Origin of the sequence: Streptomyces sp. NBC_01341 (assembly GCF_035946055.1) — a bacterium.
In the GTDB taxonomy this organism is placed as follows: Bacteria; Actinomycetota; Actinomycetes; order Streptomycetales; family Streptomycetaceae; genus Streptomyces.
Window position 1 is genome coordinate 3,176,751 of the sequence record NZ_CP108364.1, and the last position, 13,300, is coordinate 3,190,050.

The window sequence follows — 13,300 nt, forward strand, 5'->3', positions numbered from 1 at the left end:
TCAGACCGCCCTCATCAGCAGGGTCGCGGCGATGAGTACCGCCGCGCCGCCGAACATCGAGACCGCGTAGGAGCGGGCGTAGCCGTTCTGCAGCTTGCGCAGCCGGCCGGAGAGCCCGCCCATCGAGGCGGCCGTGCCGTTGACGACGCCGTCCACCAGGCTGTGGTCGAGGTAGACCAGGGACCGGGTGAGGTGTTCGCCGCCGCGGACCAGGACCACGTGGTTGAAGTCGTCCTGGAGCAGGTCGCGGCGTGCCGCCCTGGTGAGCAGCGAACCGCGCGGGGCCACGGCCGGCACGGGCCTGCGCCCGTACATGGCCCAGGCGATGGCGACACCGATGACGAGCACCACCATGGTGGCGGCGGTGACGGTGGTCGCGCTGACCGGGGCGTGCCCGTGGTCGTGGCCGGTGACGGGCTCCAGCCAGTGCAGGAACCGGTCGCCGATGGAGAAGAAGCCTCCGGCGAAGACCGACCCGAAGGCCAGCACGATCATGGGGATCGTCATCGACTTCGGCGACTCGTGCGGGTGCGGCTCATGGCCCTGCTCATCGGGCTGCCAGCGCTTCTCGCCGAAGAACGTCATCAGCATCACGCGCGTCATGTAGAACGCGGTGATCGCGGCGCCCAGCAGGGTGACCGCTCCGAGGATCCAGCCCTCGGTGCCGCCCTTGGCGAAGGCCGCCTCGATGATCTTGTCCTTGGAGAAGAAGCCGGACAGGCCGGGGAAGCCGATGATCGCGAGGTAGCCGAGCCCGAAGGTGACGAAGGTGACCGGCATGAACTTCCTCAGCCCGCCGTACCTCCGCATGTCGACCTCGTCGTTCATGCCGTGCATGACCGAACCGGCGCCGAGGAACAGCCCGGCCTTGAAGAAGCCGTGCGTGACCAGGTGCATGATCGCGAAGACGTAGCCGATGGGGCCGAGACCCGCGGCGAGGATCATGTAGCCGATCTGCGACATCGTCGAGCCCGCGAGGGCCTTCTTGATGTCGTCCTTCGCGCAACCGACGACGGCACCGAAGATGAGCGTGACCGCACCGACGACCACGACGACCAGCTGCGCGTCGGGAGCCCCGTTGAAGATCGCGGCCGAGCGGACGATGAGGTAGACACCGGCCGTCACCATGGTGGCGGCGTGGATGAGGGCCGAGACCGGGGTCGGGCCCTCCATCGCGTCACCGAGCCAGGACTGCAGCGGCACCTGGGCCGACTTGCCGCAGGCCGCGAGGAGCAGCATCAGGCCGATCGCGGTGAGCTTGCCCTCGCTGGTGTCCCCGGTCGCGGCGAACACCGGGCCGAAGGCGAACGTTCCGAAGGTCGTGAACATCAGCATGATCGCGATGGACAGGCCCATGTCGCCGACCCTGTTGACCAGGAAGGCCTTCTTCGCGGCGGTGGCCGCGCTGGGCTTGTGCTGCCAGAAACCGATGAGCAGGTACGACGCCAGACCGACGCCCTCCCACCCGACGTACAGCAGCAGGTAGTTGTCGGCGATGACCAGAATGAGCATCGCCGCGAGGAACAGGTTCAGGTAGCCGAAGAAGCGGCGTCGCCGCTCGTCGTGCTCCATGTACCCGATGGAGTAGATGTGGATCAGCGTGCCCACACCCGTGATCAGCAGGACGAACGTCATCGACAGCTGGTCGAGCTGGAAGGCCACGTCGGCCTGGAACCCCTCGACGGGGATCCAGCTGTACAAATGCTGGTGCAGGGCGCGATCCTCGGCGCCCTTGCCCAGCATGTCGGCGAACAGGACGGCACCGATGACGAAGGACGCGGCGGCGAGCACCGTGCCGATCCAGTGTCCGGCCCGGTCGAGCCGGCGGCCGCCGCAGAGCAGCACCGCCGCTCCGAGCAGGGGCGCCGCGACCAGCAGCGCAATCAGGTTTTCCACGATTCCGACCCCTTACAGCTTCATCAGGCTGGCGTCGTCGACCGAGGCCGAGTGGCGGGAACGGAACAGCGACACGATGATCGCGAGCCCGATGACGACCTCCGCGGCGGCCACGACCATCGTGAAGAAGGCGATGATCTGGCCGTCGAGGTTGCCGTGCATCCGGGAGAACGTGACGAGCGTGAGGTTGCAGGCGTTGAGCATCAGCTCGACGCACATGAACACCACGATCGCGTTCCGCCTGATCAGCACACCGGACGCGCCGATCGTGAACAACAGGGCCGCGAGGTAGAGGTAGTTGACCGGATTCACTTGGCGACCTCCTCCTCTTCCTCCGCGCGGTCGCCGGCCTTGCCGCGGTCACGGCCCAGTCGCTCCACGGAGCGCTGTTCCAGTGCCTTGAGGTCGGCGAGCGACTCGCTGGACACGTCTCGGATCTGTCCGCGTTGCCGCAGGGTCTGCATGACGGTGAGCTCGGACGGAGTGCCGTCCGGGAGCAGTCCCGCGATGTCCACGGCGTTGTGCCGGGCGTAGACACCGGGGGCGGGCAGGGGCGGAAGGTGGCTGCCGCGCACCCGCTCCTGGGAGAGCTCCCGCTGCGTCTTCGCGCGCTCCGTGCGCTCGCGGTGCGTGAGCAGCATCGCGCCGACGGTCGCCGTGATCAGCAGGGCGCCCGTGATCTCGAAGGCGAAGACGTACTTGGTGAAGATGAGGTTGGCCAGGCCCTCGACGTTTCCGCCGTACCTCGCGTTCGCCGCACCGAGACCGTTGAACGACGTCAGCGACGCCTGGCCGATACCGGCGATCAGGAGGATGCCGAAGCCGAGTCCGCAGGCGGCGGCCAGCCAGCGCTGGCCCTTGAGGGTCTCCTTCAGGGAGTCCGCGGCCGTGACGCCGACGAGCATGACCACGAAGAGGAACAGCATCATGATGGCGCCGGTGTAGACGACGACCTGGACGACCCCCAGGAAGTAGGCGCCGTTGGCGAGGTAGAACACCGCCAGCACGATCATGGTCCCGGCGAGTGACAGCGCGCTGTGCACCGCCTTCTTCATCAGGACCGTGGAGAGCGCGCCGATGACGGCGACGGTGCCGAGCAGCCAGAACTGGACGGCCTCACCGGTCGAGGTGGCGGCTGCGGCCAGGGCGGGGCTCATACGTCCACCTCCTTCTCTCCCTTGGAGACGGCGGCCTGGCGCTCCGTGCCGGGTGCGGCCTCGGTCACCAGGCCCCGGTAGTAGTCCTGTTCGTCCATGCCGGGGAAGATCGCGTGCGGGCTGTCGACCATGCCCTCGTCGAGCCCCGCGAGCAGCTCGTCCTTGGTGTAGATGAGGCTCTCGCGGGTGGTGTTGGCGAGCTCGAAGTCGTTGGTCATGGTCAGTGCCCGGGTGGGGCACGCCTCGATGCAGAGTCCGCACAGGATGCAGCGCGCGTAGTTGATCTGGTAGACGCGGCCGTAGCGCTCCCCCGGGGAGTAGCGCTCCTCGTCGGTGTTGTCCGCGCCTTCGACGTAGATCGCGTCCGCGGGGCACGCCCAGGCGCACAACTCGCAGCCGATGCACTTCTCCAGCCCGTCCGGGTGACGGTTGAGCTGGTGCCGCCCGTGGAAGCGCGGCGCCGTCACCTTCGGCGTCTCCGGGTACTGCTCGGTCAGCCGCTTCTTGAACATGGCCTTGAAGGTCACGCCGAAGCCGGCCACAGGATTCTGGAACTTCTCCCCTGAGGGGTCTGCGGAGTCAGACACCGTCGGCCTCCCTTCCGTCACTCGCACTTCCGGCACCCACGTGATCGTCACTCCGAGTATCCGGTCCACCACTGACAACGAGCTCCCGCTCCCGCCGCGCACTGCGGCGCGGCACCGGCGGCAGGGTCTGGCCGGGCAGCGGCGGTACGGGGAATCCGCCCGCCATCGGGTCGAAGGCCGGCTCGGGTCCGGCCTCCTCCTCGGCCGCCTTGGCCCTGCGGTCACGGAAGATGTCCGCCACGAACGAGACCAGCAGCACGGCGATGACGGCCCCCGCGACGTACAGCAGGATGCTCGAGAACTCGTAACCCTCGTTGTTCAGCGCCCTGACGGTGGCCACCAGCATCAGCCAGACCACCGAGACCGGGATCAGGACCTTCCAGCCGAGCTTCATCAGCTGGTCGTAGCGGACCCGGGGCAGCGTGCCGCGCAGCCAGATGAAGAAGAAGAGGAGCAGCTGCACCTTGACGACGAACCAGAGCATCGGCCACCAGCCGTGGTTCGCGCCCTCCCAGAAGGTGCTGACCGGGTACGGAGCCCGCCAGCCGCCCAGGAAGAGGGTCACGGACACCGCGGAGACGGTGACCATGTTGACGTACTCGGCGAGCATGAACATCGCGAACTTGATCGACGAGTACTCGGTGTTGAAGCCGCCGACCAGGTCGCCCTCGGACTCAGGCATGTCGAACGGAGCGCGGTTGGTCTCCCCGACCATCGTGATGATGTAGATGATGAACGAGACCGGAAGGAGCAGGACGAACCAGCGGTCCTGCTGCGCCGCCACGATCTCGGACGTCGACATGGAGCCCGAGTAGAGGAACACCGAGGCGAACGCGGCGCCCATCGCGATCTCGTAGCTGATCATCTGGGCGCACGAGCGCAGACCGCCGAGCAGCGGGTACGTCGATCCGGAGGACCAGCCGGCCAGCACGATGCCGTAGATGCCGACGGAGGCGACCGCGAGGATGTACAGCATCGCGATCGGCAGGTCGGTCAGCTGCATCGTCGTGCGGTGGCCGAAGATCGAGACCTCGTTGCCGGACGGCCCGAAGGGGATCACGGCGATCGCCATGAACGCCGGCGCCGCGGCGATGACCGGGGCCAGGACGTAGACGACCTTGTCGGCACGCTTGACGACCACGTCCTCCTTCAGCATCAGCTTGATGCCGTCGGCGAGCGACTGGAGCATGCCCCAGGGTCCGTGCCGGTTGGGGCCGATGCGCAGCTGCATCCAGGCGACGACCTTGCGCTCCCACACGATGGAGAAGAGCACGGTCACCATCAGGAACGCGAAGCAGAAGACCGCCTTGACGACGACGAGCCACCAGGGGTCCGTGCCGAACATGGAGAGGTCCTCGGCTGCGAGGACGGCACCCCGGGGCGCCGCGGCGAGTTGGGCGAGGCCGGTCACTCTCCTACCTCCGATGTCACGACGTGGGAACCCGGGGCGGCCGGACCGATCCGGACCAGTCCACCCGGCTGGGCGCCGGTGTCGGCGGGGACGCCCCGGCCGACGGAGTTGAGTGGCACCCACACGACCCGGTCCGGCATCTCGGTCACGGCCAGCGGGAGTTCGGTGGTGCCGCCGGGGCCCGTCACGGCGAGCAGGTCGCCGTCCTTCACCCCGGACTCGGCAGCGGTGGCCGCGGAGAGCCGGGCTACGGCGGCGTGCCGTGTTCCGGCCAGCGCCTCGTCGCCCTCCTGGAGCCGGCCCCGGTCGAGCAGCATCCGGTGGCCCGCGAGGACCGCCTCGCCGTCGCCGGGCCTCGGCACCGGACGGGACGTCACCCGCGGGTCCTCCGCGTGAGAGCCCTGCCATCCGCCGAGGCGGTCGAGCTCGCGGCGGGCCGCCCTCAGGTCAGGCAGACCCAGGTGTACGTCGAGCGCGTCGGCCAGCATGTGCAGGACCCGGGCGTCGGTCGGGCAGAGCGTCCGCGGCATCTGCTCGGGCTTGAGCGCGGCCTCGAACATCCGGGCCCGGCCTTCCCAGTTGAGGAAGGTGCCGGGCTTCTCCGGGACGGCGGCCACGGGCAGGACCACGTCGGCACGCTCGGTGACGGCGCCGGGTCGGAGCTCCAGCGAGACCAGGAAGCCGACCTCGTCGAGCGCGCGCAGCGCCCCCGCCGGGTCGGGCAGGTCCTCGGGGTCGACGCCCGCGACCAGCAGCGCGGCCAGTCCGCCGTCGGCGGCGGCCTCCACGATCTGGCCGGTGTCGCGGCCGAATCCGGAGGGGAGTTCGGCGACGCCCCACACGGACGCCACCTCCTCCCTGGCCCGCGGGTCCGTCGCGGGACGGCCGCCGGGCAGCAGCGACGGCAGCGCACCCGCCTCGATCGCACCCCGCTCACCGGCCCGGCGCGGGATCCACACCAGAGCGGCGCCGGTCGCGGCGGCGGTCCGTACGACGGCGGTCAGCGCGCCGGGCACCGCGGCGAGCCGCTCGCCCACCACGATCAGGGCGCCCTCGCCGCGCAGCGCCTCGGCCGCGACGGCACCGTCGCCCTCCAGGCCGACACCGCCCGCGAGGGCGTCCAGCCATTCGGTCTCCGTGCCCGGTGCGGCGGGGAGCAGTGTGCCGCCCGCCTTATCCAGGCCGCGTGTGGCGTGCGAGGCGAGGGCGAACGTCCGCTGACCGTGCTTGCGGTGGGCCTTGCGCAGCCGGAGGAAGACGCCGGGCGCCTCCTCCTCGGACTCGAATCCGGCCAGCAGGACGGCCGGTGCCTTCTCCAGCGTGGTGTAGGTGACGCCGGTGCCGTCCAGGTCGCGTCCCCGCCCGGCGACGCGCGCGGCCAGGAAGTCGGCCTCCTCGCCGCTGTGCACCCGGGCCCGGAAGTCGATGTCGTTCGTGGCGAGGGCGACCCGCGCGAACTTGCTGTAGGCGTAGGCGTCCTCGACGGTCAGCCGGCCGCCGGTGAGCACCCCGGTCCGGCCGCGTGCGGCGGACAGTCCGGCCGCCGCGGCTTCCAGCGCCTCGGGCCAGCTCGCCGGCTCCAGCACGCCCTCGGCGCTGCGTACGAGCGGCGTGGTGAGCCGGTCGCGCTGCTGGGCGTAGCGGAAGCCGAAGCGGCCCTTGTCGCAGAGCCACTCCTCGTTCACCTCGGGGTCGTTGGCCGCGAGCCGCCGCATGACCTTGCCACGCCGGTGGTCGGTCCGGGTGGCGCAACCCCCGGCGCAGTGCTCGCACACCGACGGCGTCGACACGAGGTCGAACGGCCTGGAGCGGAAGCGGTACGCCGCCGAGGTGAGCGCCCCGACCGGGCAGATCTGGATGGTGTTGCCGGAGAAGTACGACTCGAAGGGGTCGCCCTCGCCGGTACCGACCTGCTGGAGCGCACCGCGCTCGATCAGTTCGATCATCGGGTCGCCCGCCACCTGGTTCGAGAACCGGGTGCAGCGCGCGCAGAGCACGCAGCGCTCACGGTCCAGCAGCACCTGGGTGGAGATGGGGACGGGCTTCTCGAACGTGCGCTTCTTCCCGTCGAAGCGGGAGTCGGCGCCGCCGTGCGACATCGCCTGGTTCTGCAGGGGGCATTCGCCGCCCTTGTCGCAGACCGGGCAGTCCAGCGGGTGGTTGATGAGCAGGAGCTCCATCACCCCCTTCTGGGCCTTCTCCGCGACCGGCGACGTGATCTGCGACTTCACGACCATGCCGTCGGTGCAGGTGATGGTGCAGGAGGCCATCGGCTTGCGCTGGCCCTCGACCTCGACGATGCACTGCCGGCAGGCGCCGGCCGGGTCGAGGAGGGGGTGGTCGCAGAAGCGCGGGATCTCGATGCCGAGGAGTTCGGCGGCGCGGATGACGAGGGTGCCCTTCGGCACGCTGATCTCGATGCCGTCGATCGTGAGCGTGACCAGGTCCTCGGGCGGGATGGCCGCCTCGCCGCCCCCGGAGGGCGCACTCGTGGTGACTGTCATGCGTTCACCCCCCGGTGAGCGTTCTTGTCGTCTTTGTCGTCGGCCCAGAGGGTCGACCTGGCGGGATCGAAGGGGCAGCCCTTGCCGGTGATGTGCTGCTCGTACTCCTCGCGGAAGTACTGCAACGAGGAGAAGATCGGTGAGGCCGCGCCGTCACCGAGGGCGCAGAAGGACTTGCCGTTGATGTTGTCGGCGATGTCGTTCAGCTTGTCGAGGTCGGCCATCTCGCCCTTGCCGGCCTCGATGTCGCGGAGCAGCTGGACGAGCCAGTAGGTCCCTTCACGGCAGGGCGTGCACTTGCCGCAGGACTCGTGGGCGTAGAACTCGGTCCAGCGCGTGACGGCGCGCACCACGCAGGTGGTCTCGTCGAAGCACTGCAGCGCCTTGGTCCCGAGCATGGATCCGGCGGCGCCGACGCCCTCGTAGTCCAGCGGGACGTCGAGGTGCTCCTCGGTGAACATAGGGGTGGAGGAGCCGCCGGGGGTCCAGAACTTGAGGCGGTGCCCGGCCCGCATGCCGCCGCTCATGTCGAGCAGCTGGCGCAGGGTGATGCCGAGCGGGGCCTCGTACTGCCCGGGGCTGGTGACGTGTCCGCTGAGCGAGTAGAGCGTGAAGCCCGGGGACTTCTCGCTGCCCATGGACTTGAACCAGTCCTTGCCGCGGTTCAGGATCGCGGGAACCGAGGCGATGGACTCGACGTTGTTCACCACGGTGGGACAGGCGTACAGACCGGCGACCGCGGGGAAGGGGGGCCGCAGCCGGGGCTGGCCGCGCCGCCCTTCGAGCGAGTCGAGCAGTGCGGTCTCCTCGCCGCAGATGTACGCACCCGCGCCCGCGTGGACCGTGAGTTCCAGGTCGAGGCCCGAACCCAGCACGTCCTTGCCCAGGTAGCCGGCCTCATAGGCCTCGCGCACCGCCTCGTGCAGCCGCCGCAGGACGGGCACGACTTCGCCGCGCAGGTAGATGAAGGCGTGCGACGAGCGGATCGCGTAGCACGCGATCACGATGCCCTCGATGAGGCTGTGCGGGTTCGCGAAGAGGAGCGGGATGTCCTTGCAGGTTCCGGGCTCCGACTCGTCGGCGTTGACGACGAGGTAGTGCGGCTTGCCGTCGCCCTGCGGGATGAACTGCCACTTCATCCCGGTGGGGAATCCCGCGCCTCCGCGCCCGCGCAGACCGGAGTCCTTGACGTACGCGATGAGGTCGTCGGGCGCCATGGCCAGGGCCTTGCGCAGTCCCTCGTACCCGTCGTGGCGGCGGTAGGTCTCCAGGGTCCAGGACTCCGGCTCGTCCCAGAAGGAGGAGAGGACGGGGGCCAGGAGTTTCTCCGGGCTCGTCCCGTTCTTGTCGATCTCGGCTGCCAAGGTCATCACTCCCCCTCCTCGGCGGTGGGCCCGGCCGGGTTCGCCGGGTCGGAGGCCGAGGTCTGCTGCGGTGCGTCATGCGAGCTGAGGTGCTCGGTCGGCGAGGGGTCGTGGGGTGCGGAGTCCTGCGGGGCCTCGCCCCGCGGTCCGACCACACGTGTCTGCGGGGCGGCCTCTCCCCTGGCGAGCTTCAGGCCCACCAGGGAGGCCGCGCCCGCTCCGCCGCTCGCCTCGACCGCGCCGGGGCGCTGGTCGGGGAAGCCGGCCAGGATGCGTGCCGTCTCCTTGTAGCTGCACAGCGGGGCGCCGCGGGTGGGCTCGACGGTGCGGCCGGCGATCAGGTCGTCGACGAGCCGGGTGGCGCTCTCGGGCGTCTGGTTGTCGAAGAACTCCCAGTTGACCATCACGACGGGGGCGAAGTCGCAGGCCGCGTTGCACTCGATGTGTTCGAGGGTGACCTTGCCGTCGTCGGTTGTCATGCCGGCCTCGTCGTCGCCGACGCCCAGGTGATCCTTGAGGCGGTCGAAGATGGCGTCGCCGCCCATGACCGCGCACAGGGTGTTGGTGCAGACCCCGACCTGGTACTCGCCGCCCGGGCGGCGGCGGTACATCGAGTAGAAGGTGGCGACCGCCGTGACCTCCGCGGTGGTGAGGCCGAGCTGGTCGGCGCAGAACGCCACGCCCGTGCGGGAGACGTACCCCTCCTCGGACTGCACCAGGTGCAGCAGTGGGAGCAGCGCGGAACGGCTGCCGGGGTAGCGGGCGATCACCTCCTTCGCGTCCGCTTCGAGCCGGGCGAGCACCTCGGCCGGGTAGGCGGGGGCGGGGAGCTGCGGCATCCCCAGGCTGACTTCTTGGTTGGATGCGGTCACCGGTCGACGCCTCCCATCACGGGGTCGATGGACGCGACGGCGACGATGACGTCGGCGACCTGGCCGCCCTCGCACATCGCCGCCATGGCCTGCAGGTTGGTGAAGGACGGGTCGCGGAAGTGGACCCGGAAGGGGCGGGTGCCGCCGTCCGAGACGACGTGCACGCCGAGTTCGCCCTTGGGGGACTCGACGGCGGTGTACGCCTGCCCGGCCGGGACCCGGAAGCCCTCGGTCACCAGCTTGAAGTGGTGGATCAGGGCCTCCATGGAGGTGCCCATGATCTTCTTGATGTGGTCGAGCGAGTTGCCGAGTCCGTCGGGTCCCAGCGCGAGCTGTGCGGGCCAGGCGATCTTCTTGTCGGCGACCATGACCGGGCCCGGCTCCAGCCGGTCCAGGCACTGCTCGACGATCCTGAGCGACTGCCGCATCTCCTCGAGCCGGATGAGGAACCGGCCGTAGGAGTCGCAGGTGTCCGCGGTCGGCACGTCGAAGTCGTAGGTCTCGTAGCCGCAGTACGGATCGGTCTTGCGCAGGTCGTGCGGGAGCCCGGCGGACCTGAGGATCGGGCCGGTGGCGCCGAGCGCCATGCAGCCGGTCAGGTCGAGGTATCCGACGTCCTGCATACGGGCCTTGAAGATCGGGTTGCCGGTCGCGAGCTTGTCGTACTCCGGCAGGTTCTTCTTCATGGTCTTCACGAACTCGCGGAGCCGGTCGATCGCGCCCATGGGAAGGTCCTGGGCCAGGCCGCCGGGCCGGATGAACGCGTGGTTCATCCGCAGGCCGGTGATCAGCTCGAAGAGATCGAGAACGAGTTCACGATCGCGGAAGCCGTAGATCATGATCGTCGTGGCGCCGAGCTCCATGCCGCCGGTGGCGATGCACACCAGGTGCGAGGAGATCCGGTTGAGCTCCATCAGGAGCACCCGCAGGACGGTGGCCCGGTCGGGGATCTGGTCCTCGATGCCGAGGAGCTTCTCCACCCCGAGGCAGTACGCCGCCTCGTTGAAGAACGGGGTCAGGTAGTCCATGCGGGTCACGAAGGTCGTGCCCTGCGTCCAGTTCCGGAATTCGAGGTTCTTCTCGATGCCGGTGTGGAGGTAGCCGATGCCGCAGCGGGCTTCGGTGACGGTCTCGCCGTCGATCTCCAGGATCAGCCGCAGCACTCCGTGCGTGGAGGGGTGCTGGGGACCCATGTTCACGATGATGCGTTCGTCGTCCGACTTCGCCGCGGACTCGACGACCTCGTCCCAGTCGCCGCCGGTGACTGTATATACAGTCCCCTCGGTCGTGGCGCGGGCGTCGGAGAGCGGAGTCCCGGACACGCCGGGCGTCGCGTGGGAATGGGGAGTGCTCATCAGCTGTACGACCTCCGCTGGTCCGGAGCCGGGATCTGGGCGCCCTTGTACTCGACGGCGATGCCGCCGAGGGGGTAGTCCTTGCGCTGCGGGAAGCCCTGCCAGTCGTCCGGCATCATGATCCGGGTCAGGGCGGGGTGCCCGTCGAAGATCAGCCCGAAGAAGTCGTAGGTCTCGCGCTCGTGCCAGTCGTTGGTCGGGTAGACCCCGACGAGCGACGGGATGTGCGGGTCGCTGTCCGGGGCGGACACCTCGAGGCGGATCAGCCGGCCGTGGGTGAGTGACCGCAGGTGGTACACCGCGTGCAGCTCGCGCCCCTTGTCCCCGAGGTAGTGGACGCCACTGACGCCCGTACACAGCTCGAAGCGCAGGGCGGGGTCGTCGCGCAGGGTGCGGGCGACCCGGACCAGGTGCTCGCGCTCGATGTGGAAGGTGAGTTCGCCCCGGTCGACGACCGTCTTCCCGATCGCCTCGGAGGGGAGGAGGTCCTGCTCCTCCAGCGCGCCCTCCAGCTCGTCGGCCACCTCGTCGAACCAGCCGCCGTAGGGCCGTGAGGTGGCGCCCGGCATGGTCACCGTGCGGACGAGGCCCCCGTAGCCGGAGGTGTCGCCGCCGTTGTTGGCGCCGAACATGCCCTTGCGTACGCCGATGACCTCACCGGAGTCGTCGCGCGGAGTGGGCAGTGCCGCGCTGTTCTTCTCGTCGCTCACCGGAGCAGCCCCTTCATCTCGATCAGGGGGAGTGCCTTGAGCGCCGCTTCCTCCGCCTCGCGGGCGGCCTCCTCCGCGTTGACCCCGAGCTTGGAGCCCTGGATCTTCTGGTGGAGCTTGAGGATGGCGTCGATCAGCATCTCGGGGCGCGGTGGGCATCCCGGCAGATAGATGTCGACCGGGACAATATGATCAACACCCTGAACAATGGCGTAGTTATTGAACATTCCACCCGATGACGCACAAACCCCCATGGAGATGACCCACTTGGGGCTCGGCATCTGGTCGTAGACCTGCCGCAGGACGGGCGCCATCTTCTGGCTGACGCGTCCGGCGACGATCATCAGATCCGCCTGCCGCGGCGATCCGCGGAAGACCTCCATCCCGAAACGGGCCAGGTCGTACCGCCCCGCACCGGTCGTCATCATCTCGATGGCGCAGCAGGCGAGGCCGAAGGTGGCCGGGAAGACGGATGACTTCCGCACCCAGCCGGCGGCCTGTTCGACAGTGGTCAGAACGAAGCCGCTGGGCAGCTTCTCTTCGAGTCCCATGGTGTGCCCCTCAGCCCCTCAGTCCCATTCCAGGCCGCCCCGCCGCCACACATACGCGTAGGCGACGAAGACGGTGAGCACGAAGAGCAGCATCTCCACGAGCCCGAAGATCCCCAGGGCGTCGAAACTGACCGCCCAGGGATAGAGGAAGACGATCTCGATGTCGAAGACGATGAAGAGCATCGCCGTCAGGTAGTACTTGATGGGGAAGCGGCCGCCTCCAGCCGGAGTCGGGGTGGGTTCGATGCCGCACTCGTACGCTTCGAGCTTTGCCCGGTTGTACCGCTTGGGGCCGATAAGCGTGGCCATGACCACGGAGAAGATCGCAAACCCTGCCCCGAGGGCGCCGAGCACGAGGATGGGCGCGTAGGCATTCACGCTCCTCGCTCCTTCCAGTCGTCCTTGACCGTTGGACCGCATCGGGCGACCGGCTCGCCACCTCACCAAGATCGTGCACATGTGAGGCAGTTCACAAGCCCGACTGCCCCGCATCCTATGCCTGCCGTCCTGTGATCTGCGACACGGGGTGCACCACCGTCTTTGTGATCTCCACCACCTGACGAACGATCATGAAGTCGGATGAGCGGTGATCTTCGTACGCGAAGCGGCCGAGCGGTTACGAGACGTGACATCTCGCGGCGTTACCGCTGGTCAAGGGCGCGTGGCTCTATCAATCGACGTGCCGTACAGGCAAATTGGCGGTGGGTGCCGTGGTGGTGATATAGGGATCGCCCTCAGAAGGGGGCCACCCGGACGAGGGGCCGCCGGTACCGACGTGGACATTGCGCCCGCATTCACGATCTTCCGGACGGCTGTCACGGGAGCGTGCACGACGGCGAGCGATCGCCCGGCGCGATCCATCGCGGAGGTGACCGCCTCGCGGACGAACGCAC

The 13,300-nt window shown here is 69.0% G+C and carries 12 protein-coding genes; all 12 read right to left on the reverse strand.

Annotation, left to right across the window (positions count from 1 at the left end):
- From nuoL to OG206_RS13845, 12 genes are read right to left on the reverse strand one after another with little or no spacing between them, the layout of a single operon-like run.
- Window positions 1-1,896: an NADH-quinone oxidoreductase subunit L gene (gene nuoL / locus OG206_RS13790; RefSeq protein WP_327115796.1), complete on the reverse strand. Its 1,896-nt coding sequence runs from the start codon at window positions 1,894-1,896 to the stop codon at window positions 1-3.
- A gap of 12 nt (window positions 1,897-1,908) precedes the next feature.
- The gene (gene nuoK / locus OG206_RS13795; RefSeq protein WP_327115797.1) at window positions 1,909-2,208 is read right to left on the reverse strand and encodes an NADH-quinone oxidoreductase subunit NuoK; all 300 of its coding nucleotides are present in this window, start codon (window positions 2,206-2,208) and stop codon (window positions 1,909-1,911) included.
- The gene (locus tag OG206_RS13800; protein ID WP_327115799.1) at window positions 2,205-3,053 is read right to left on the reverse strand and encodes an NADH-quinone oxidoreductase subunit J; all 849 of its coding nucleotides are present in this window, start codon (window positions 3,051-3,053) and stop codon (window positions 2,205-2,207) included. Before OG206_RS13800 ends, nuoK begins: the two co-directional genes overlap by 4 nt.
- Window positions 3,050-3,640 carry an NADH-quinone oxidoreductase subunit NuoI gene (nuoI, locus tag OG206_RS13805; protein WP_327115801.1) on the reverse strand — a complete coding sequence of 197 codons (591 nt, stop codon included), beginning with the start codon at window positions 3,638-3,640 and terminating at the stop codon, window positions 3,050-3,052. Before nuoI ends, OG206_RS13800 begins: the two co-directional genes overlap by 4 nt.
- Window positions 3,633-5,051, reverse strand: a complete 1,419-nt coding sequence (gene nuoH / locus OG206_RS13810; protein WP_327115803.1) for an NADH-quinone oxidoreductase subunit NuoH — start codon at window positions 5,049-5,051, stop codon at window positions 3,633-3,635. Before nuoH ends, nuoI begins: the two co-directional genes overlap by 8 nt.
- On the reverse strand, window positions 5,048-7,555 hold the full coding sequence (locus OG206_RS13815) for an NADH-quinone oxidoreductase subunit G (RefSeq protein ID WP_327115805.1): 2,508 nt from the start codon (window positions 7,553-7,555) through the stop codon (window positions 5,048-5,050). Before OG206_RS13815 ends, nuoH begins: the two co-directional genes overlap by 4 nt.
- Window positions 7,552-8,925 (reverse strand): NADH-quinone oxidoreductase subunit NuoF, encoded by a 1,374-nt coding sequence (gene nuoF, locus OG206_RS13820; RefSeq protein WP_327115807.1) that lies wholly within the window; start codon window positions 8,923-8,925, stop codon window positions 7,552-7,554. The genes OG206_RS13815 and nuoF overlap by 4 nt, the downstream gene beginning before the upstream one ends.
- Window positions 8,925-9,758, reverse strand: a complete 834-nt coding sequence (gene nuoE, locus OG206_RS13825) for an NADH-quinone oxidoreductase subunit NuoE (RefSeq protein WP_327122266.1) — start codon at window positions 9,756-9,758, stop codon at window positions 8,925-8,927. Before nuoE ends, nuoF begins: the two co-directional genes overlap by 1 nt.
- Window positions 9,759-9,787: 29 nt before the next feature.
- Complete coding sequence (locus OG206_RS13830) at window positions 9,788-11,146, reverse strand: NADH-quinone oxidoreductase subunit D (protein ID WP_327115809.1); 1,359 nt, start codon at window positions 11,144-11,146, stop codon at window positions 9,788-9,790.
- Entirely contained in the window at window positions 11,146-11,856 is a 711-nt protein-coding gene (locus tag OG206_RS13835) for an NADH-quinone oxidoreductase subunit C (protein WP_327115811.1), read from the reverse strand. The genes OG206_RS13830 and OG206_RS13835 overlap by 1 nt, the downstream gene beginning before the upstream one ends.
- On the reverse strand, window positions 11,853-12,407 hold the full coding sequence (locus OG206_RS13840; protein ID WP_014154689.1) for a NuoB/complex I 20 kDa subunit family protein: 555 nt from the start codon (window positions 12,405-12,407) through the stop codon (window positions 11,853-11,855). Before OG206_RS13840 ends, OG206_RS13835 begins: the two co-directional genes overlap by 4 nt.
- An 18-nt stretch (window positions 12,408-12,425) precedes the next feature.
- Complete coding sequence (locus OG206_RS13845; RefSeq protein ID WP_003967084.1) at window positions 12,426-12,785, reverse strand: NADH-quinone oxidoreductase subunit A; 360 nt, start codon at window positions 12,783-12,785, stop codon at window positions 12,426-12,428.
- Window positions 12,786-13,300 lie beyond the last annotated feature (515 nt).

Bases quoted from the DNA above. Each gene is read 5' to 3' on its own strand.
- OG206_RS13800 (WP_327115799.1), bottom strand. From the start codon at position 3,053: ATGAGCCCCGCCCTGGCCGCAGCCGCCACCTCGACCGGTGAGGCCGTC.
- OG206_RS13815 (WP_327115805.1), bottom strand. From the start codon at position 7,555: ATGACAGTCACCACGAGTGCGCCCTCCGGGGGCGGCGAGGCGGCCATC.
- nuoF (WP_327115807.1), bottom strand. From the start codon at position 8,925: ATGACCTTGGCAGCCGAGATCGACAAGAACGGGACGAGCCCGGAGAAA.
- nuoE (WP_327122266.1), bottom strand. From the start codon at position 9,758: ATGCCGCAGCTCCCCGCCCCCGCCTACCCGGCCGAGGTGCTCGCCCGG.
- OG206_RS13830 (WP_327115809.1), bottom strand. From the start codon at position 11,146: ATGAGCACTCCCCATTCCCACGCGACGCCCGGCGTGTCCGGGACTCCG.
- OG206_RS13840 (WP_014154689.1), bottom strand. From the start codon at position 12,407: ATGGGACTCGAAGAGAAGCTGCCCAGCGGCTTCGTTCTGACCACTGTC.